At 63.7% G+C, this 19611-nt stretch carries 16 protein-coding genes and 1 pseudogene; 13 read left to right on the top strand and 4 right to left on the bottom strand.

Annotated elements, in window-relative coordinates; all coding sequences use genetic code 11:
• The first annotated feature begins 14 nt into the window (after positions 1 to 14).
• The 4 genes and pseudogenes from ABZN20_RS13280 to ABZN20_RS13265 all read left to right on the top strand — a co-directional run bounded on the left by ABZN20_RS13280 (position 15) and on the right by ABZN20_RS13265 (position 3005).
• Positions 15 to 1070 carry a transposase gene (locus ABZN20_RS13280; RefSeq protein ID WP_367025156.1) on the top strand — a complete coding sequence of 352 codons (1056 nt, stop codon included), beginning with the start codon at positions 15 to 17 and terminating at the stop codon, positions 1068 to 1070.
• Positions 971 to 1366 (top strand): annotated as a pseudogene (locus tag ABZN20_RS13275) (transposase); the annotation flags it as partial. The gene ABZN20_RS13280 and the pseudogene ABZN20_RS13275, both read left to right, overlap by 100 nt.
• 185 nt (positions 1367 to 1551) lie before the next feature.
• The gene (locus tag ABZN20_RS13270) at positions 1552 to 2712 is read left to right on the top strand and encodes a DEAD/DEAH box helicase (protein ID WP_367025550.1); all 1161 of its coding nucleotides are present in this window, start codon (positions 1552 to 1554) and stop codon (positions 2710 to 2712) included.
• A complete protein-coding gene (locus ABZN20_RS13265) occupies positions 2709 to 3005 on the top strand; it encodes a hypothetical protein (RefSeq protein ID WP_367025549.1) in 297 nt (98 codons plus the stop codon). Before ABZN20_RS13270 ends, ABZN20_RS13265 begins: the two co-directional genes overlap by 4 nt.
• 175 nt (positions 3006 to 3180) lie before the next feature.
• Here the strand turns inward: ABZN20_RS13265 and ABZN20_RS13260 are convergent, their stop codons facing one another.
• Positions 3181 to 4572, bottom strand: coding sequence for an IS1380 family transposase (locus ABZN20_RS13260; protein WP_367025178.1), 1392 nt, complete (start codon positions 4570 to 4572; stop codon positions 3181 to 3183).
• 106 nt (positions 4573 to 4678) lie between these two features.
• Between ABZN20_RS13260 and ABZN20_RS13255 the strand changes: the two genes are divergently transcribed.
• The 6 genes from ABZN20_RS13255 (at position 4679) to pgl (ending at position 13317) form a co-directional block, all read left to right on the top strand.
• The gene (locus ABZN20_RS13255) at positions 4679 to 5203 is read left to right on the top strand and encodes an ATP-binding protein (protein WP_367025548.1); all 525 of its coding nucleotides are present in this window, start codon (positions 4679 to 4681) and stop codon (positions 5201 to 5203) included.
• A gap of 2 nt (positions 5204 to 5205) precedes the next feature.
• The gene (locus ABZN20_RS13250; protein WP_367025547.1) at positions 5206 to 6915 is read left to right on the top strand and encodes a site-specific DNA-methyltransferase; all 1710 of its coding nucleotides are present in this window, start codon (positions 5206 to 5208) and stop codon (positions 6913 to 6915) included.
• On the top strand, positions 6912 to 8156 hold the full coding sequence (locus ABZN20_RS13245; protein WP_367025546.1) for an ATP-binding protein: 1245 nt from the start codon (positions 6912 to 6914) through the stop codon (positions 8154 to 8156). Before ABZN20_RS13250 ends, ABZN20_RS13245 begins: the two co-directional genes overlap by 4 nt.
• Positions 8153 to 10903, top strand: coding sequence for a DEAD/DEAH box helicase (locus ABZN20_RS13240; RefSeq protein ID WP_367025545.1), 2751 nt, complete (start codon positions 8153 to 8155; stop codon positions 10901 to 10903). The genes ABZN20_RS13245 and ABZN20_RS13240 overlap by 4 nt, the downstream gene beginning before the upstream one ends.
• Positions 10904 to 11120: 217 nt before the next feature.
• A complete protein-coding gene (gene zwf / locus ABZN20_RS13235; RefSeq protein ID WP_367025544.1) occupies positions 11121 to 12608 on the top strand; it encodes a glucose-6-phosphate dehydrogenase in 1488 nt (495 codons plus the stop codon).
• A 1-nt stretch (position 12609) separates the two neighbouring features.
• Positions 12610 to 13317, top strand: coding sequence for a 6-phosphogluconolactonase (gene pgl, locus ABZN20_RS13230; protein ID WP_218808302.1), 708 nt, complete (start codon positions 12610 to 12612; stop codon positions 13315 to 13317).
• 139 nt (positions 13318 to 13456) lie between these two features.
• Here the strand turns inward: pgl and ABZN20_RS13225 are convergent, their stop codons facing one another.
• Positions 13457 to 14350 (bottom strand): sulfite exporter TauE/SafE family protein, encoded by an 894-nt coding sequence (locus tag ABZN20_RS13225; protein ID WP_367025543.1) that lies wholly within the window; start codon positions 14348 to 14350, stop codon positions 13457 to 13459.
• Between the two features lie 54 nt (positions 14351 to 14404).
• On the opposite strand from ABZN20_RS13225, the gene ABZN20_RS13220 reads away from it, so the two are divergent.
• Positions 14405 to 15694, top strand: a complete 1290-nt coding sequence (locus ABZN20_RS13220; protein ID WP_367025542.1) for a multifunctional CCA addition/repair protein — start codon at positions 14405 to 14407, stop codon at positions 15692 to 15694.
• Positions 15695 to 15714: 20 nt separating this feature from the next.
• On the opposite strand, the gene ABZN20_RS13215 is transcribed toward ABZN20_RS13220, so the two are convergent.
• Positions 15715 to 16608 (bottom strand): phosphoribosylaminoimidazolesuccinocarboxamide synthase, encoded by an 894-nt coding sequence (locus tag ABZN20_RS13215; protein ID WP_367025541.1) that lies wholly within the window; start codon positions 16606 to 16608, stop codon positions 15715 to 15717.
• Positions 16609 to 16695: 87 nt separating this feature from the next.
• Between ABZN20_RS13215 and djlA the strand changes: the two genes are divergently transcribed.
• Positions 16696 to 17526: a co-chaperone DjlA gene (gene djlA / locus ABZN20_RS13210; protein ID WP_218808305.1), complete on the top strand. Its 831-nt coding sequence runs from the start codon at positions 16696 to 16698 to the stop codon at positions 17524 to 17526.
• 3 nt (positions 17527 to 17529) lie between these two features.
• Here djlA and ABZN20_RS13205 read toward each other — a convergent pair whose 3' ends face one another.
• Complete coding sequence (locus ABZN20_RS13205; RefSeq protein ID WP_218808306.1) at positions 17530 to 17991, bottom strand: CopD family protein; 462 nt, start codon at positions 17989 to 17991, stop codon at positions 17530 to 17532.
• A gap of 123 nt (positions 17992 to 18114) precedes the next feature.
• On the opposite strand from ABZN20_RS13205, the gene ABZN20_RS13200 reads away from it, so the two are divergent.
• Complete coding sequence (locus ABZN20_RS13200) at positions 18115 to 19467, top strand: IS1182 family transposase (protein WP_218806980.1); 1353 nt, start codon at positions 18115 to 18117, stop codon at positions 19465 to 19467.
• Positions 19468 to 19611: the final 144 nt, after the last annotated feature.

Genomic DNA, 19611 nt, shown 5'->3' with positions numbered 1-19611 from the left:
CAAGGTGAGACCCGATGAGCCGCTTCATCCCCGTCAATCGCCACCAGCAGTATCTGCTACCGCCCTCGGTTGACGAATGGCTGCCAGCCAACCACCTGGCACGGTTCCTCGTCGAGGTCATCGATCAGCTGGATTTAAGTCGACTGACGAGCCGCTACTCGGGGCGCGGGTCGGCGGCGCACCATCCGTCGGTACTACTGGCCCTGCTGGTTTATGGTTATGCCACCGGGGTGTTCTCCAGCCGCAAGATTGAGCGGGCCACCTACGATTCGGTGGCCTTCCGCTTTCTGTCGGCGGAAACCCATCCCGATCATGACACCCTGGCCCACTTTCGCAAGACCTTTCTGGGGGAGCTGGAGGACCTGTTCGTTCAGGTCTTGAGCCTGGCGCAGGCGATGAAGCTGGTGAGGCTCGGGCAGATTTCCCTGGACGGGACCAAGATTAAGGCCAACGCCTCCAAGCACAAGGCCTTGTCTCATGGCCACATCGAGAAGTTGGAAGCGCAGTTGCGGGAGGAGGTGCAGGCCTTGTTGCAGAAGGCGGCGGAGGCCGACGGGGCGGAGGAGCCGGACGGCATCGACCTGCCAGAGGAGTTGGCGCGGCGGCAGGATCGGCTGAAGGCCCTGGCGGAGGCGAAGGCCAAGATCGTGGAGCGGGTCGCGGAGCGCGATGCCCGGGCGCAGCAGGACTATGAAGCCAAGGTAGCCCGTCGCGAAGGCCAGCGGCAGGCGGGCAAGAAGCCACGTGGGCAGGAGCCGAAGCCGCCGGAAACCGGGCCGAAGGCCAGCGACCAGATCAATCTGACCGACGAGGAATCCCGCATCATGCCGAGCCACGCGGGTTTCCTCCAGGGCTATAACAGCCAGGCTGCGGTGGATGTGGAGACGATGTTGATCGTCGCCACCACCGTCAGTCAGCAGACCAACGACAAGCAGCAGGTCGAACCGATGCTGGCCGAGATCGAGAAGCTGCCGGAAGCCTGGGGAAGCCCGAAGCCCTGCTGGCCGACACGGGCTACTTCAGCGCCGGCAACGTGCACGCCTGCTGCGAACAGCAGATCGAACCGCTGATCGCGATGGGACGGGACAGCCATCACGTGCCGCTGGCGGAACGCCTGGCTCCGGATGCCCCGGAACCGGAAACCACCGATCCCGTGGAGAAGATGGCCTGGAAACTCAAAACGAAGGCAGGGAAGGCCCGCTACGCCAAGCGCAAATCCACGGTGGAGCCGGTGTTCGGCATCATCAAACAGGTCTTGGGATTCCGCCAGTTCTCTCTGCGCGGCTTGGAGGCAGTGGCCGGAGAATGGAAGCTGGTGGCGATGGCGTTCAATCTGAGGCGGATGCACGTGTTGGCGGCAGCGTGACAGGCTTCACGTAAAAACCAAGCGTTACACACCAATAGCGCCGCCATGGGGGAGGCGGGGCACATCTTGGTCTAGTTATCGACGCGAAACGCTGGTGACTACCCCGCCAATGCCCCCGAAAAATTCTCGATTCCAAGAATCCCGACCCGAGTAAATCCATAGTCCGACAGACTCCTAGCGACGAAGTGCTGGGCGCCATCGGCTCCGGTGTCGATTTCGAGCGGCGTATCGCCGAGATCTACCAGAACTGCCGAGAGCCCGAGGAAATCAAGTCCAGCTTCGAGCAACTCCAGCTCGACCTCTCCGGCGAGATCAACGAGGCGATGGTCAAGACGCGCCAGGTATTGCTGGAGCACTTCGACGAGGAAGTGCAGGACAAGTTGCGCATGCGTGCCGAGGACAGTCAAAGGATGCGCAGCCGCTTCGAGCGGATGCTGATGGACCTGACCCGGGCGGAACTAGGCGACTGCGCCACGTTCGACGACTACGGGTTCACCTTGCACCATCTCCCCCCTCCCGCAAGCGGGAGAGGAGCCGGGGGTGAGGGCGACATTCCGCTGGGGCGTTATGAGCTGCCGCGCCGCTCTGGCGACGCGCATCTGTACCGGGTCAACCATCCGCTGGCGCTGTGGGTAACCCAGCAGGCCAAGAGCCGCGCGCTCGACGGGGTCAAACTGGTGTTCGACTACGACGCCTACGGCACCAAGATCAGCACGCTGGAGCCATATCGCGGCAAGGCCGGATGGCTCACCCTGAAACTGATCTCCGTCGAGGCGTTGGGAAATCAGGAGCAGCACCTGCTGGTCGCGGCCAGCACGACCGATGGCTTGCTGCTACCGGAAGACGACCCGGAAAAGCTGCTGCGCCTGCCCGCGCTGTTTCTCCCCTCTCCCTTTGGGGAGAGCGAAGCGAGGGGGGCGAAGCCGGCAGGGAGTGAGGGCGACTTGTGCACGGGACTGATCGCCGACGTAGAAGCCCGCAAGAACGTTCTCCTGCGCGAGATCGATCAGCGCAACCTCGGCTACTTCGAGCAGGAAGTCCAGAAGCTCGACGCCTGGGCGGATGACCTGAAGCTGGGTCTGGAGCAGGAGATCAAGGAGATCGACCGCGAGATCAAGGAAGTGCGCCGCACCGCTGCAACCTCGCCGACGCTGGAAGAAAAACTGTCATGGCAGAAGAAGCAGCGCGAACTGGAAGGCAAGCGCAGCAAGCTGCGCCGCGAGCTGTTTGCCCGGCAGGACGAAGTCGAAGCGCAGCGCAATGACCTCATCAGTCAGTTGGAAGTGCAGCTCCAGCAACAGGTCGAAGAGCGCACGCTGTTTACCGTCGAATGGGAGTTGAAATGATGTCCGATAAGGCCGAGAAAATGCTCCCCAACATCTTGAAGGTGCGTGATGACCATCAGCCAGTGCGCTTTGAAAAAGCGGCCGAAGACGGCAGGTTCAAGATTTGCGACGGTTTCGACGCCTCGTGGGCTGGTGAAGAATTTGGTCCCAAGGAACTGCGCGGCCAGATCGAGCCTTGGCTCACCGCACTGTTCCAGTCCGAGCACCTTTCGCTACTGGCCGGCTCCGGGCTGACCCATGCGGTGCATTACCTAGCCCGGATGTTTCATAAAAATGCCCCCTGCGCCCGATAGCTTGGCCAGCTGCCTATTTTTTCAGTCCACCGAACTGACCTACGCCCCCCATGAGGCATGGGCAGCCCCTCGACCTGCCTCTTTTCGCGGGGGTGGTGGCCGGAATCCAGACACTGGACGCAATCAACCCTCCGAGTCCTGCCGGATCCTCCTCGGTTGAGGGTGACGGCGCGCTTCAGGCCATGGCCGGTGGTCGGACGAGATAGAGTATCTCGGTGACCCGGTGCAACAGCGCCTTCACCGGACAGGCGCTCGGCAAGTGCAACTTGATCCGGTCCTTGTACTGCACCACCCGCACCGCCAGCTTGAACAGCTTCAGGATGAGGGTCATGGGCTGCGCCTTGGCCAGTTCGGTGTGGCACAGGGTGTGCTCCCGCAGGCTGTGGATCAGGCTGTAGGCGGCACAGGCATAGAACAGGCGCAGGTGGTTGGCGAGGAAGGCATGGTCGGCGGTGCGATCACTGGCCAGATCGTTCTTCACCGCCTTGATGAAGTTCTCGTCCTGGCCGCGTGCGCAGTACAGATCCCGGTACAGCGCCTCCGGCGTCGGGTCGGCGAGCGAGGTCACGACGAAGCGCGGGTTGTCCCCCAGGCCCATGACCTCGGCCTTGAGCACCACCCGATAGGCCTTGGGCCAGGAACCGGCCTGGTAGGCCACCTCGTCATACAAACGGGTCGCCGCCGGCTCGGGCTGTTCGGCGCGGCGAGCGAAATCACAGCGTTGCGCATGCAAGGCGCGCGTCTTGGCAAGCAGCGGCTCGGCCTTGGGCGTCAGCACCTGGTTGCCGGCCAGGCCGAAGAGGAAATCCATCCGTGCATCGGCTTCGCACAGGGCCATCAACTCCGGGTTGGCGAAATGGCCATCCCCGCGCAGGACGAGGTGGGTATCCGGCCAGGCCTGGCGCAGGCGGCGCACGACCCGCTGGAGGATGGCGGCGTTCTCGCGCCCGGTGGGGCGTTTGCCGGGCCGCAGCACGGCGGTGATGAACTTGCCGGAGAGGCCCTCGAACAAGAACAGCGGCAGATAGCAGTGGCTGCCGTAGTGGTGATTGTAGAAGGCCAGTTCCTGCTGCCCGTGGGTGCGGTCTTCGGAGTGGTCCATGTCCAAGACGATGACCGCGGGCGGGGTGGTGTAGCTGGCGATGAAGGCATCGACGAAGGCGCGGGCCAGGCGGTAGATGTCCTTGCGGGAGACTCCGTTCTCCAAGCGCGAGAAGGTGGGGCCGGAAGCCAGGGCGTTGTCGGCATCCAACGGCGCCCGCTCGGCCGCCAGCTTGAACACGGGATCGTGGCGCAGGCTGTTGGCGTCGTTGCCGTCGGCATAGCCGCAGGCGGTCTGGAAGATGCGCTGACGCAGGAGGTCGGCCAAGCTGTGGGCGATGTAGGAAGGGTGCCGGCGATCCTGAATGGCCGAGGCCAGACGGGCGATCAATCCGGTCTGCCGATCCACGCCCTGCAGGAGGAGGGCGCCGAAGTCGCTGGACACCGCGCCGCCTTCGAAGTCGGCACGGACGGTGAAGCCGGCGACGGTGGGAAAACGGAGCTGGGTCGGGATAGAATCACTCATTGGGCGGTCTCGTTTAGGCTTCGTACGAAGCGTTATTGGCGCAACTCCAATTATATCAATTGGTTAAGCGAGATTCGCCCACTTTCTTGAAATATCCGGGTTAGTGATGGAAGAGGCGCATACATTCATCAAGCGCTACAAGGACGACGCCGAAAACCAGAACTCGGCCACCATCTGCTGCCAGGTGTTTGAAAAGATCGCCCGCGAGGGGCGAAAGTTCGGGCTTGGGCTGGTGCTGTCCTCGCAGCGCCCAAGCGAACTGTCGCCCACCGTGCTCTCCCAGTGCAATAGCTATCTGTTGCACCGTATCAGCAACGACCGTGACCAGGAACTGGTGCACAAGCTCGTACCCGACAACCTGCGCGGCCTGCTGCGCGACCTGCCGTCGCTTCCCTCCCGCCACGCCATTCTGCTCGGCTGGGCATCGGAGCTGCCGGTCTTGGTACAGATGAACGCGCTACCTGCGCATCATCGACCGAAGTCGGACGATCCGGATTTCTGGATGGTTTGGTCAGGCCAAGACCTTGACGGCAACACGGTCGAGCGCAATGTGGATTGGAAGGTCATCGCGAATGACTGGCAGCAAATGCAGCCCTCTGAAGATGGTCAAGACGAAGATTCGGAACTTTAAGAATGACTGGTAAACAAAAACTAGAACTCACCTGGATCGGGAAGGAGAAGCGGCCCAAGCTGGAGCCACGCATCCTGCTCGAAGAGCCCGAAAAGTCATATCACGCCAAGCATCGCGTGACGGATGGCGACATCTTCGACAACCGTCTGATCTTCGGCGACAACCTTTTGGCTCTAAAGGCGCTGGAGAACGAGTTCTCGGGAAAGGTTAAGTGCGTTTTCATCGATCCACCATACAACACCGGGAGCGCCTTCGCGCAATACGACGACGGACTTGAGCATTCGATATGGCTCGGCCTGATGCGAGACCGGCTGGAACTCATCAGGCGCCTTCTTTCTGACGAAGGATCTCTCTGGATAACCATCGATGACAACGAAGCCTTCTACTTGAAGGTGTTGTGCGACGAAGTGTTCGGGCGCTCCAACTTTGTTTCGAGCATCGTGTGGGCAAAGCGAGTTTCGCCCGCCAATGATGCAAGGTATTTCAGCTCTGACCATGACTTTGTTCTGGTCTACGCAAAGAACAAGCCGCTGTGGAAGCCAAATCGGCTTCCGCGCACTGAAGGTCAAAACTCCTACTATAAGAACCCAGACAACGACTCCCGGGGTCCGTGGAATTCAGTCACATACACGGGCAACAAGACTAGGGAGGAGCGCCCGAATCTTTACTACCCAATCGTCAACCCCAATACGGGTGAACAGGTGTTCCCGCCTGAAACTCTTACGTGGCGATATGGGAAGGACACCCACGCAGAGAACGAGAAGAAGAATCTCTTGTACTGGGGGAAAGATGGGAAGTCGAAGGTGCCACGGCTCAAGATGTTTCTTGAGAATGCGGAGCCGGTTGTCCCTCGAACCATTTGGCCTGCAAGCGAAGCGGGCAGCACGCAGTCCGCAATGACCGAGCAGAAAGTGCTCTTTGCTACTCCATTTGCTACGCCTAAACCTGAGGCTTTGCTCCAGCGGATTCTTCACATCGCCAGCAAGGAGGGTGACATAGTTCTTGATTCGTTCGCGGGATCGGGAACTACCGGCGTAGTGGCCCACAAGATGGGTCGCCGCTGGATCATGGTCGAGTTGGGGGAGCACTGCCAAACTCACATCATCCCGCGCATAAAGAAGGTGATCGACGGCGAAGACAAGGGTGGAATTTCCGAGGCCGTCGGCTGGAAAGGCGGCGGCGGCTTCCGCTACTACAAGCTCGCGCCTTCGCTGATCGTCAACGACCGCTGGGGCAATCCGGTCATCAACCCCGACTACAACGCGGCGATGCTTGCCGAGGCGCTGGCCAAGCTGGAAGGTTTCATCTACGCGCCTTCGGAAACCCGCTGGTGGCAACACGGCCATTCCAGCGAGCGCGACTTTCTGTTCGTCACCACACAAAACCTCTCGGCAGAACAGTTGCGGGCGCTGGCCGACGAGGTGGGCACGGCGCGCAGCCTGTTAGTGTGCTGTTCGGCCTTCCGGGGGGTGACGGCGGCGCAGGCCGCCGAGCGCTGGCCGAATCTGACCCTGAAGAAAATTCCGAAGATGGTGCTGGCCCGCTGCGAGTGGGGCCACGACGACTACAGCCTGAACGTCGCCAACCTGCCGCTGGCGCAGCCTGGGCAGGCCGAGCCCGCAGCCATGGGCGAGAACCTGAAGAAGACCAGGGCCAGGACAGCGGCGCTCGCTCACGCCGGACAGGGCGGCCTGTTCGAGGAGGAGGCATGAACATCGAACACCTGCTGGAGCGCATTCGCTTGGGCGAAGACTCCACCCTGGAACTGAAAAGAGTGGTGCTGCGTCCGGGCGGCAAAATCTCCGACCCGCACCCCGACGGGCTGTCGGATGAACTGGCGGCGATGGGCAACGCCGCCGGCGGCCTGTTGATCCTGGGGGTCGACGACAAGAGCCAGGAAGTGGTGGGCGTTCCGCCCGAGCAACTCGACCGGCTGGAGGCGTGGCTGACGTCCATCTGCACGGACCGCATCAAACCGCCGCTCGACGTGGTGACGCGCCATCTGGCACTGCCCGATCGAGCTGGCCAGCCGCGCCCGGTCATCGTGGTGGAGGTGCCCAAGAGCCTGTGGGTACATCAAAGTGCCAACGGCTACTTCCGTCGCGTGGGACACGCCAAGCGGGAACTGCCGCCGGATGCGCTGGCGCGCCTGTTCCAGCAACGCAGCCAGGCGCGCTTGATCCGCTTCGAGGAGCAGGAGGTTCCCGATTGTACCTTCGACGATCTCGACGCCTTGCTGCTGCGGCGCTTCGTCAAACCAGAAGAAGGCGACGCCGCCGCCCAACTCGAACGCTTGCACCTCTTGCATCTGCGGGATGGGCGGTTTGTGCCTACTGTGGCTGGCGTGCTGCTCGGCACGCTGAATCCGGCACGCTGGCTGCGCAATGCCGAAATCATTGCCGTTGCGCACTCGGGCACGCAGAACAATCCCGACGATCAGATCGATGGGCTAGAAATTACCGGCCCGCTGGATCGGCAGATTTTCGACGCTCTGCATTTCGTCCGTCGCAACATGGTGACGGCGGCACGTAAGCGCCTCGGCCGCATCGACTACCCCCAATACCATCTGGATGCGGTCTTCGAGGCGATTGTCAACGCCGTGGCGCACCGAGACTACTCGCTGCACGGCCAGCGGATTCGGCTGTTCATGTTTTCCGATCGCCTGGAAATTCATTCTCCCGGCGCCTTGCCGAACACCTTGTCCCTGGCATCCATGACGCGCCTGTCCGTGCCTCGCAACGAGATCCTGGCCAGTTTATTCGCACGTTACTACCCGGTCGACGATCCGGCGCTGGGCAAACGCTTCCTGATGGACCGCCGTGGCTTCGGTGTTGAAATGATCCTGCGGGAAAGCGAGAAATTTTCCGGAAAGAAACCCTTGTATGAGGTCATCGACGATCTGGAGCTGTGCCTGACCATCTACGCCCAGGCCATGCCGGAGGACGCTGCATGAATGCCCGTGTACTGAACGCCATCAGCGGCCGCCTCTCGCTGCGGCCGCCGCAAGCTGAATCCCTCGCCAGGTTGGGGCGTATGCTGCAAGCCGCTCCCGAACTGCTGGACCATGAGGACACCATCGAAGGGCGCAATCTGTCGGCAATTCTTGCAACGCTCAAGGCTGAACTCCCTACCTTGGAGGACTTCGAGCGCGAATTTCCATCGCTGTGCTTCGCGCTTGCCACGGGCGTGGGCAAGACGCGCCTGATGGGAGCCTTCATCGCGTACCTGCATCTGGCGCACGGCATCAACAATTTCTTCGTGCTCGCGCCCAACCTGACGATATACAACAAGCTCATCACGGACTTCACGCGCAACACGCCGAAGTACGTGTTCAAAGGCATTGCCGAGTTCGCGCAGCAGCCGCCGCTGATCATCACCGGCGACAACTACGACCAGACCGGTGCAGCAGTAGACGATCAATCGATGGGCTTCGCCCACGACGTGCGCATCAACATCTTCAACATCTCCAAGATCAACTCCGAGGTACGCGGCGGCAAGGAGCCGCGCATCAAGCGGATGAAGGAAGTGCTGGGCGACAGCTACTTCAACCATCTGGCCAATCTGCCGGACCTGGTGCTGCTGATGGACGAGTCGCACCGCTACCGGGCCAGCGCCGGGGTGCGCTCTATCAACGAGCTCCAGCCGCTATTCGGTCTGGAAGTGACGGCGACTCCGTTCGTCGAGTCCAGCCGCGGGCCGGTGCCGTTCAAGAACGTGGTGATGGACTACCCGCTGGCGCGGGCGATGGAGGATGGCTTCGTCAAGGAGCCTGCCGTGGTCACCCAGCGCAACTTCGACGCCAAGGCGCACACGCCCGAGGAGATCGAGAAGACCAAGCTGGAAGACGGCGTGCGCCTGCACGAGACCACCAAGGTCGAGCTGCTCACCTACGCCCGCGAGAACGGCGTCAAGCCGGTCAAGCCCTTCATGCTCGTCATCGCGCGCGATACCACGCACGCGGGGCAACTCTTGGCGCTTCTGGAGTCGGAAGCCTTCTACGAGGGGCGCTACCAAGGCAAGGTGATTCAGGTCGATTCCAGCCGTACCGGCGCGGAAGAAGAAGAGATGATCACGCGCCTACTGGCCGTGGAGAGCGTGGACGAGCCGACCGAGATCGTGATTCACGTCAACATGCTCAAGGAGGGCTGGGACGTGACCAACCTCTACACCATCGTGCCGCTGCGCGCCGCCAACGCCCGCACGCTGATCGAGCAGTCCATCGGGCGCGGCCTGCGTCTGCCCTACGGCAAGCGCACGGGCGTCGCGTCCGTGGATCGCTTGAACATCGTCGCGCACGACAAGTTCCAGGAGATTATCGACGAGGCCAACCGCGGCGACTCGCCGATTCGCCTGAAGCAAGTCATCCTCGATGCGCCTAGCGCCGACGACAAGAAGGTCAGCGTGCAGGTCGAGTCCGGGGCGGCGGCGCGTCTAGGTTTGACGGAAGCACCGGTCGTGATCACAGGGGCTTCAGTCACTGACAGTGGAGCGGAAGTCCCCGCGCCCAAACCGGTGTTCACCACGGAAGCGGAGAAGCAGGCCGCGCGCGTGGTCATGGACGTCATCGGCAAGTACGAGGTCAAGCGCGATCTGGTGCCCACCAGCAGCGCGCTGCTGAAACCAGAAGTGCAGAAGGAAATCCTCGCGGAGGTGGCAGAGCGGTTGAAGCCGCTGCAAGGCGAATTGCTGGCGGACGTGGATGAATCAGTCCCCGCACTTGACTTGTCCGCCGTGGTGGCGAAGACCACCGAGATCGTGGTGCAGCAGACCATCGACATCCCGCGCATCGCGGTGGTGCCGACTGGCGAGATCACGACGGGCTTCCACGCCTTCAAGTTGGATGTGAGACAGCTCCATCTCCAGCCGGGCCAGCGCGAGATCGTCGGGCAGATGCTGCGGACCAACGAACAGTTCACCCTGGCCGCCGAGGTCGGGCTGAAGGAACAGCGCCCGGAGGACTACATCGTTCACGCTCTGGTGGACTTCGACGACATCGACTACTTCACCCACGCCGATCTCCTCTACGACCTCGCAGGCCAGATGGTGCAGCACCTGCGCGGTTATCTGTCCGAGGACGAGGCCATCAGCGTCCTCGATCGTGACCGCCGCCTGATTGCACGCGAAATCCACGCGCAGATGATGGCCCACTTCTGGGAAGAGGCGACCGAGTACGAGGTGCAGGTCAGTCGCGGCTTCACCGAACTCAAGCCGTGCAACTACACCGCCACGGCAGGCCAGACGGCCCACCACTTCCGGGAGACCGTGCTTGATCCCAGTCGCATCAAGCAGATGCTCTTCGGTGGCTTCGCGCGTTGCCTGTACCCGCTGCAGAAGTTCGACTCGGATACCGAACGGCGCTTCGCCATCATCCTGGAGCGCGACGCGACGAAGTGGTTCAAGCCCGCGAAGGGACAGTTCCAGATCTACTACAAGCTCGGCACCGAGCAGCCGGAGTACATCCCCGACTTCGTGGCCGAGACGGACACGATCCTCGTCATGGTGGAGACCAAGGCGCGCGCCGACATCAACACCCAGGAGGTTCAGGCCAAGGCCGCTGCCGCCATGCGCTGGTGCAAGCACGCTTCCGATCACACGGCGAGCGTCGGCACCAAACCCTGGAAGTACCTGTTGGTGCCGCACGACGAGATCAATGAATCGAAACGGTTGTCCGACTTTCTCCGATTCGAGACCACGGGGTAAGTGTCCGTCCGCCGTCCCGGCTTGGTCGCTTTCAAGCTCAATGCACGTTGAAAAAACGCTCTCCGCCTGGTTTTCGGCGTGTTGGGCAAAGCCATTGCTCGACAGCCCGTATCGCGGCGACTAACATTTGTGAATTTTTGGCCGGGCTTTTTCGTTGTAGGCCCGGCGCGTCACGCGCGCCCTGCCGGCCAAGCACCGGCGGGGCCATAACAAGAGGATGTCAGCGGTGAGTCAGCTCCCATTTCCCGAATCGTTCAACGTGGTTTTCTTCGGTGGCGCCGGCGACCTGGTCACGCGCAAGCTGCTGCCGGCGATGTACCAGTGCCACAAGAACGGCCTGCTCGTCGAAGCCGGCCGTATCGTCTGCGTCGACCTGCAGGACCTGAGCGAGGACGCTTTCCTCGCGCTGGCGGACGAAAAGGCCCGCCAGTTCATTCCGGCCGCCGATTGGGACGAGGCGGTGTGGGCGGCATTCCGCCAGCGTCTGGCTTATCTGCGCATCGACGCCACCCAGCCCGAGCAGTACGCGCCGCTGAAAGAACGGCTGAAGAAGTCGCCGGCCGCGGTGACCGTGTTCTACCTGTCCACCGCGCCGTTCCTGTTCGCGACGATCTGCGCCCATCTGACCCGGCAGGGCCTCAACGGCCCCAACAGCCGGGTCGTGCTGGAAAAGCCGCTGGGGCACGATCTGGCCTCCGCCAATGCGATCACCGCCGACGTGGATCGCTACTTCCACGAGAATCAGGTCTACCGGATCGACCATTACCTGGGCAAGGAGTCGGTGCAGAACCTGATGGCCCTGCGCTTCGGCAACGCGCTGTTCGAGCCGCTGTGGCGAAGGATGTGGATCCGCGACGTCCAGATCACCATCGCCGAGGACGTCGGCATCGGCACACGCGCGGGCTTCTACGACAAGGCCGGGGCGCTGCGCGACATGGTGCAGAACCATCTGCTGCAGCTGCTCTGCTTCGTGGCGATGGAGCCGCCGGCTAGCCTGGATTCCAACGCCATCCGCAACGAAAAGCTCAAGGTGCTGGAGTCGCTGGTGCCGTTCACCGACGAGGGCGTGCACGAAAAAACCGTGCGCGGCCAGTACCGCGCCGGCATTTCCGGCGGCAAAGCGGTGCCGGGCTACCTGGAAGAGGAGGGCATTCCGCCGGGCAGCCACACCGAGACCTTCGTCGCCATCAAGGCGGAGATCGCCAACTGGCGCTGGGCGGGCGTACCGTTCTACCTCTTCACCGGCAAGCGCCTGCCAGAGCGGCTGGCGGAGATCGTCATCCATTTCCACGACGTCCCGCATCCGATCTTCCCGCTGCCGAAGAGCGGCGCCTGCGCGCCGGCCAAGCTGGTGATCCGCCTGCAGCCGGACGAGTTCATCCGCCTCTATCTGTACGCCAAGCAGCCGGGCGATTCGATGGAGCTGCAGCCGGTGTCGCTGGACCTGAACTTCGCCGAGCAGTTCAAGGTGCGCCGCGCCGAAGGCGGCTACGAGCGCCTGCTGCTCGATGCCATCCGCGGCAACCAGGCGCTGTTCGTGCGGCAAGACGAACAGGAGCAGGCATGGCGCTGGGTCGAGCCGATTCTCAACGCCTGGGCCAACGATCCGAAAGGACCGCTGCCCTACGCCGCGGGCACCTGGGGACCGGCCGCTTCCCTGGACCTGCTGAAACGCGATGGTATTTGCTGGCACGAGGGAAACTGAAATGACCGAGATTCGATGGTTCGATGACAACGCAAGCCTGGCCCCGGCGCTGGCCGCGGCGGTCGCCGAGGATCTGCGCGCCGCCTTGGCGACGGCTCCAGCGGCCACCCTGGCCGTCTCGGGCGGCCGCTCGCCGGTGCCGGTTTTCGAAGCCTTGCGCGAGGCCGATCTGGACTGGGCACGGGTCGTCGTCACGCTGGTCGACGAACGCTGGGTGCCGGAAACCGATCCCGCCAGCAACGCCGCTCTGGTGAAGACCCATTTGCTGCAGGGCAAGGCGGCGGCGGCGCGCTTCCTTCCACTGTATACGGGGGATGCTTCCGCGGCGGCAGGCGAGGCGAACCTGGCCGAAGCCTTCGCCGACCTGCCGCGGCCGTTCGCGGCGCTGATCCTGGGCATGGGCGACGACGGCCACACCGCCTCGCTGTTCCCCGCCAGCCCCAACCTGGAAGCCGGTCTGGCGCTGGGCGGCACGGCGGAGAATACCCCGCCCTGTCTGGCCCAGGTGGGCGCGGTCGCGCCGGCCGAGCGCATCAGCCTCACCCTGCCCTGGATACTCGACGCCCGTCACGTCTACCTGCAATTCGGCGGATCAGGCAAGGTGGAAGTGTTCAACGCCGCCCAAGCCGGCCCCAACCGGCGATATCCCGTGAGCTTCGTGCTGGCCCAGACGAAGACCCCGGTCACCGTGTTCGCAGCGCGGAACTAACGATCATTGCGACCAGCCGCTGCGCTGGATGATGAAAGCGGCTGCGCGCAATGATCGTTCCCCTCACCCCGACCCTCTCCCAAAGGGAGAGGGTGAGCAAGGTTTCTGCGGCTTTCACTTTAAACGGCCGGTGAGCCTTTCAGGGTTCGAGAAAAGACCTCAGCCCCGGTACTGCCGCAGCGGCGGTTTCTAGCCCCTCGTTCAGAACGCCGAGCCACGAGGGATCGACGGATTTCCACAGCATGCGGGCACCCAGCAGAAACAGCACGGAGGCGAACAGCCGCTTGAGCCCCTGCATCGGCAGGCGGTGGGCCAGCGCCGCGCCGTACGGCGCGGTCAGCACGCTGGCGGCGCCGATGCCGAGGAAGGCGGGCCAGTAGACGTAGCCCAGGCTATGGGCGGGCAGTGACGGATGGCTCCAGCCCAGGACGACGTAGCTCAGGGTGCCGACGACCGCGATAGGAAAACCGCAGGCCGAGGAGATGGCGACGGCATGGCGGATGTTCTGGCGACAGCGGAGCAGGAAGGGCACGGTGATGCTGCCGCCGCCGATGCCGAACAGCGCGGACAGGAGGCCGATCATGAGCCCTCCGCCGGTCAGCACGCCGAGCGATACGGGCTTTTCGCCCGCCGTTTCTTCCCGCCTGCCCCGGTACACCTGCACCGCGACCAGCATCAGGAACACCGCGAACAACTGCTTGAACCGCTGGGTGGGCAGATGGTCGGCGACGATCGAGCCGGCCACCGTACCCAAGGCGATCCCCGGCACCAGCCGCCACACCAGCGGCCAAACCACCGCGCCGCGGCGGTGGTGGGCGCGGACCGAAGAGACCGAAGTCACCACGATGGTGGCCAGCGAGGTGGCGACCGCCATGATCATGAGGATGCTTTCCGGCACGCCCTGGCCGGGGAACAGCCAGACCAGGAACGGCACGATGATGGCGCCGCCGCCGATGCCGAACAGGCCGGAAGCGACGCCCGCAATGGCGCCGAAGGCGAGATAGAACGCAAGCGTGGTATACATATCGGTCATGCAGCCGTCCCCGCAGGCGCCGGAACGAACCTTGAATCCTTACGAGTCGAGCCGATGAAAGCCTTTCTGGTCGGTGGCGCCGTCCGCGACCGCCTGCTCGGTCTGCCGGTCCGCGAGCGCGACTGGGTCGTGGTGGGCGAATCGCCGGAAGCCATGATCGCGCGCGGCTTCCGCCCCGTAGGCCGCGACTTCCCGGTGTTCCTGCACCCGGAAACCCACGAGGAGTACGCCCTCGCCCGCACCGAACGCAAGACCGCGCCCGGCTACCGGGGCTTCGTCGTGCATGCCGAACCCGACGTCACCCTGGAGCAGGACCTGGAACGGCGCGACCTCACCATCAACGCCATGGCGGAAACACCGGACGGGCAGCTCGTCGATCCCTTCGGCGGCCGGCGCGACCTGGAAGCTCGGCTGCTGCGGCACGTATCGCCCGCCTTCGCCGAAGATCCGGTGCGCATCCTGCGCGTTGCCCGCTTCACGGCCCGGCTGACGCCGCTCGGTTTCCGCGTGGCGCCGGAAACCCTGGTGGAAATGCGGCGCATGGTCGAGGCCGGCGAGGTCGACGCCCTGGTTCCGGAACGGGTCTGGGCCGAGCTCGCCAAGGCTCTGGCCGAACCGGCGCCCTCGTCCTTCTTCCGGACCCTGCGCGACTGCGGGGCGCTGGAACGGCTGTTCCCGGAAATCGAGCGGCTGTTCGGAGTGCCCCAGCCGGCGCAGCATCATCCGGAGATCGACACCGGCGTACACACCCTGATGGTGCTGGACCAGGCCGCGCGCCTCACCGCCGACCCTTCCGTCCGCTTCGCCGCCCTGACCCATGACCTCGGCAAGGCGCTCACGCCGCCGGAACTCTGGCCCAGCCATCGCGGCCACGAGCGCCTCGGCCTCGACGCCCTGAACGCGCTGTGCGACCGCCTCCGCGCCCCCAACGCCTACCGCCGGCTGGCGGAGAAGGTGATGCGCTACCACGGCCTCTGCCACCGCGCGGCGGAACTGCGCACTTCGACCCTGGTGGATCTGCTGGACCGGCTGGGCGCGCTCAAGCGTCACGACGACACCCTGGAACTCTTCCTGCTCGCCTGCGAGGCGGACGCCAGGGGCCGGACCGGCTTCGAGGAGCGGCCCTATCCCCAGGCCGACTGGCTGCGGCAGGCGCGGCGCGCCGCCGTCGAAGTCGACAACCGACCGCTGCTGGAGCAGCAGTTGAAAGGCCCGGCGTTCGGCCAGGCCCTGCGGTGTGTGCGCATCGCCGCCGTACGGCGGCTGCGGGCCGCTCGGTCCACCGCGACGCCCGACGACCGCCTCCCTCACCCCATCCCTCTCCCACAGGGAGAGGGGGAGTAAGTTCGCTACGCGACTTCGTATTATTCGCCGGTCAGCCGCCGCTCCGCCTCCCGGTATTTCTCCGCGGTGCGGGCCAGGATGTCCGCAGGCAGATGCGGCGCCGGAGGCTTCTTGTCCCAGTCCAGCGTCTCCAGGTAATCGCGCACGAACTGCTTGTCGAAGCTCGGCGGGCTGATCCCGGGGCGGTAGCTGTCGGCCGGCCAGAACCGCGAAGAATCCGGAGTCAAGGCCTCGTCGATCCAGTGCAGCACGCCGGCCTCGTCCACCCCGAACTCGAACTTGGTGTCGGCGATGATGATGCCGCGTTCCAGCGCATAGGCCGCCGCTTCCCGGTACAGCCCCAAGGCCACCTCGCGCATCTGTTCGGCCAGTTCCCGCCCGACCAGGCCGATCACCTGGTCGAAGCCGATGTTTTCGTCGTGCGAGCCCATTTCGGCCTTGGTGGACGGCGTGAACAGCGCTTCCGGCAGCCGCTCGGCCTGCCGGAGCCCCGGCGGCAGCGCGATGCCGCAGACGGCGCCGCTGCGCTGGTAGTCCTTCCAGCCCGAACCGATGAGATAACCCCGCACCACGGCTTCCACCGGCAACGGCTTGAGGCGCTTGACCACCATGGCCCGGCCCTCGACCTGCTCGCGCTCGGTGGCATCGGGCAGCACCGCCTCCAGCGGCGTCCCGGAAATGTGGTTGGGCACCCGGTCCTTCAAGCGGTCGAACCAGAATCGCGAGACATGGGTCAGCACTCGGCCCTTGCCGGGAATGGGGTCGGGTAAAATGACGTCGAACGCCGACAGCCGGTCAGTCGCGACGATCAGCATCAGATCGTCGCCGGCCTCGTAGATATCGCGCACTTTTCCCCGCGCTTTGAGTCGCAGTGAAGACAGACTGGATTCGAACAATGTCTCAGGGGCGGTCATCGGGCTGACTCTTCCAGACTTTAAGGACAAACATCAATCATGTAAGGTGCGAGGATTTATGGCAAGTATCAAGGAACGGTTTCGCAGGTGAGCTGGCTCGGCAAACTCTTGGGGGGCACTTTCGGCTTTCTGCTCGGGGGCCCGCTGGGCGCCTTGCTGGGCGCCGCCATCGGCCACAAACTGGACGGCGACAAGGACAAGTATGCCCAGATCGAGTCGGACCTGTCGCCCGGCGCCCAGCACCGCATCCAGATGGCCTTCTTCACAGCCACGTTCTCCGTAATGGGCCACATCGCCAGGGCGGACGGCCGTGTATCCGAGGCCGAAATCACCGTGGCGCGGACGGTGATGAACCGCATGGACCTGTCCGAAGGCATGCGCCGCACCGCCATCGAACTCTTCACCCGTGGCAAGCAGCCGGATTTCCCGCTACGGGAAGCGGTCGAGCAATTCCGCAAGGAGTGCCACCGCCGCTACGCCCTGATCCGCATTTTCCTGGAAATCCAGCTCGAAGCCGCCTTCGCCGACGGCCCCGTCAACCTGGCCGAGGAGCGCGTCCTGATCGGCATTTGCGACCAGCTCCGCATTTCGCGCTTCGAATATCACGCGATGAAGGGACGCCTGGATGCGGCGATACGCTTCGCCCGCGCCTATCAGAATTCCTCCTACGGCGGCAACCGGAACGTGCCGTCGCGCCGCCGCGAGGATACGCTGGAGGACGCCTACGCCATGCTCGGCATCAAGGCATCGGCCGGCGCCGACGAGATCAAGCGCGCCTACCGCAAGCTCATCAGCCGGCATCATCCGGACAAGCTGGTCGCAAAGGGGATGCCCGAGGAGATGGTGCGCATCGCCAACGAGAAGACCCAGCAGATCCGCAAGGCTTACGAGGTCATCGTGGCGGCGAGAAACCTCTGAGCCTCAAATCGGCAGGAAACTTCCGCCGCTCGCCACCGCCACGGTGATCAGTCCGAGCACCAGATTGATGCCGACCAGACGGCGGATCACGCCCAGGCTTTCCGCCCCCATCGCCCAGTCCTCCGCGGCCACCGCGGCTTTCAGCGCCTTGTACGGCCTGGCGTAGATCACCCCGAAAATCACGGTCATGGTGAGGGCGATGAGCAGCATCAGATGCACCGGCCACCCCACCTGCCCGAAGCCGCCATAGGCATGGATCAACCCGAAGCCGGTGAGGAACAGCAGCACGATGGCGCCCTTGACCCAGGGAAAGAAGCGCGCGAACACCGCGTTCCACAGCCGCAGCCGCTCCGGCGCCTGCAGCAAGCCGGCGGCGACGGGGCGCAAAACCTGATGGGCGAAGAACATGCCGCCGACCCAGAGGACGGCGGAAAGAACGTGCAAGGAGAGAGCTATTGATGTCATTGGATTTCTAGGAGTCTGTCGGACTTTCCGGTTCTGGTTCGAACCGGATTGGAGGGGCGGAAGTCCGCTGTTTCCGTTAACATAGCGGCCTATTCCGGATAGATCGCGACAAGGTGAGACCCGATGAGCCGCTTCATCCCCGTCAATCGCCACCAGCAGTATCTGCTACCGCCCTCGGTTGACGAATGGCTGCCAGCCAACCACCTGGCACGGTTCCTCGTCGAGGTCATCGATCAGCTGGATTTAAGTCGACTGACGAGCCGCTACTCGGGGCGCGGGTCGGCGGCGCACCATCCGTCGGTACTACTGGCCCTGCTGGTTTATGGTTATGCCACCGGGGTGTTCTCCAGCCGCAAGATTGAGCGGGCCACCTACGATTCGGTGGCCTTCCGCTTTCTGTCGGCGGAAACCCATCCCGATCATGACACCCTGGCCCACTTTCGCAAGACCTTTCTGGGGGAGCTGGAGGACCTGTTCGTTCAGGTCTTGAGCCTGGCGCAGGCGATGAAGCTGGTGAGGCTCGGGCAGATTTCCCTGGACGGGACCAAGATTAAGGCCAACGCCTCCAAGCACAAGGCCTTGTCTCATGGCCACATCGAGAAGTTGGAAGCGCAGTTGCGGGAGGAGGTGCAGGCCTTGTTGCAGAAGGCGGCGGAGGCCGACGGGGCGGAGGAGCCGGACGGCATCGACCTGCCAGAGGAGTTGGCGCGGCGGCAGGATCGGCTGAAGGCCCTGGCGGAGGCGAAGGCCAAGATCGTGGAGCGGGTCGCGGAGCGCGATGCCCGGGCGCAGCAGGACTATGAAGCCAAGGTAGCCCGTCGCGAAGGCCAGCGGCAGGCGGGCAAGAAGCCACGTGGGCAGGAGCCGAAGCCGCCGGAAACCGGGCCGAAGGCCAGCGACCAGATCAATCTGACCGACGAGGAATCCCGCATCATGCCGAGCCACGCGGGTTTCCTCCAGGGCTATAACAGCCAGGCTGCGGTGGATGTGGAGACGATGTTGATCGTCGCCACCACCGTCAGTCAGCAGACCAACGACAAGCAGCAGGTCGAACCGATGCTGGCCGAGATCGAGAAGCTGCCGGAAGCCTGGGGGAAGCCCGAAGCCCTGCTGGCCGACACGGGCTACTTCAGCGCCGGCAACGTGCACGCCTGCTGCGAACAGCAGATCGAACCGCTGATCGCGATGGGACGGGACAGCCATCACGTGCCGCTGGCGGAACGCCTGGCTCCGGATGCCCCGGAACCGGAAACCACCGATCCCGTGGAGAAGATGGCCTGGAAACTCAAAACGAAGGCAGGGAAGGCCCGCTACGCCAAGCGCAAATCCACGGTGGAGCCGGTGTTCGGCATCATCAAACAGGTCTTGGGATTCCGCCAGTTCTCTCTGCGCGGCTTGGAGGCAGTGGCCGGAGAATGGAAGCTGGTGGCGATGGCGTTCAATCTGAGGCGGATGCACGTGTTGGCGGCAGCGTGACAGGCTTCACGTAAAAACCAAGCGTTACACACCAATAGCGCCGCCATGGGGGAGGCGGGGCACATCTTGGTCTAGTTATCGACGCGAAACGCTGGTGACTACCCCGCCAATGCCCCCGAAAAATTCTCGATTCCAAGAATCCCG

The organism is Methylococcus sp. ANG, from assembly GCF_040730495.1.
GTDB lineage: Bacteria > Pseudomonadota > Gammaproteobacteria > Methylococcales > Methylococcaceae > Methylococcus.
This window is presented reverse-complemented; position numbering and strand designations above follow the sequence as displayed.

Bases quoted from the DNA above. Each gene is read 5' to 3' on its own strand.
- ABZN20_RS13245 (WP_367025546.1), top strand. From the start codon at position 6,912: ATGAACATCGAACACCTGCTGGAGCGCATTCGCTTGGGCGAAGACTCC.
- pgl (WP_218808302.1), top strand. From the start codon at position 12,610: ATGACCGAGATTCGATGGTTCGATGACAACGCAAGCCTGGCCCCGGCG.
- ABZN20_RS13205 (WP_218808306.1), bottom strand. From the start codon at position 17,991: ATGACATCAATAGCTCTCTCCTTGCACGTTCTTTCCGCCGTCCTCTGG.
- ABZN20_RS13215 (WP_367025541.1), bottom strand. From the start codon at position 16,608: ATGACCGCCCCTGAGACATTGTTCGAATCCAGTCTGTCTTCACTGCGA.
- zwf (WP_367025544.1), top strand. From the start codon at position 11,121: ATGTCAGCGGTGAGTCAGCTCCCATTTCCCGAATCGTTCAACGTGGTT.
- ABZN20_RS13265 (WP_367025549.1), top strand. From the start codon at position 2,709: ATGATGTCCGATAAGGCCGAGAAAATGCTCCCCAACATCTTGAAGGTG.
- ABZN20_RS13220 (WP_367025542.1), top strand. From the start codon at position 14,405: ATGAAAGCCTTTCTGGTCGGTGGCGCCGTCCGCGACCGCCTGCTCGGT.
- ABZN20_RS13200 (WP_218806980.1), top strand. From the start codon at position 18,115: ATGAGCCGCTTCATCCCCGTCAATCGCCACCAGCAGTATCTGCTACCG.
- ABZN20_RS13240 (WP_367025545.1), top strand. From the start codon at position 8,153: ATGAATGCCCGTGTACTGAACGCCATCAGCGGCCGCCTCTCGCTGCGG.
- ABZN20_RS13280 (WP_367025156.1), top strand. From the start codon at position 15: ATGAGCCGCTTCATCCCCGTCAATCGCCACCAGCAGTATCTGCTACCG.
- ABZN20_RS13260 (WP_367025178.1), bottom strand. From the start codon at position 4,572: ATGAGTGATTCTATCCCGACCCAGCTCCGTTTTCCCACCGTCGCCGGC.
- ABZN20_RS13255 (WP_367025548.1), top strand. From the start codon at position 4,679: ATGGAAGAGGCGCATACATTCATCAAGCGCTACAAGGACGACGCCGAA.
- ABZN20_RS13225 (WP_367025543.1), bottom strand. From the start codon at position 14,350: ATGACCGATATGTATACCACGCTTGCGTTCTATCTCGCCTTCGGCGCC.
- ABZN20_RS13250 (WP_367025547.1), top strand. From the start codon at position 5,206: ATGACTGGTAAACAAAAACTAGAACTCACCTGGATCGGGAAGGAGAAG.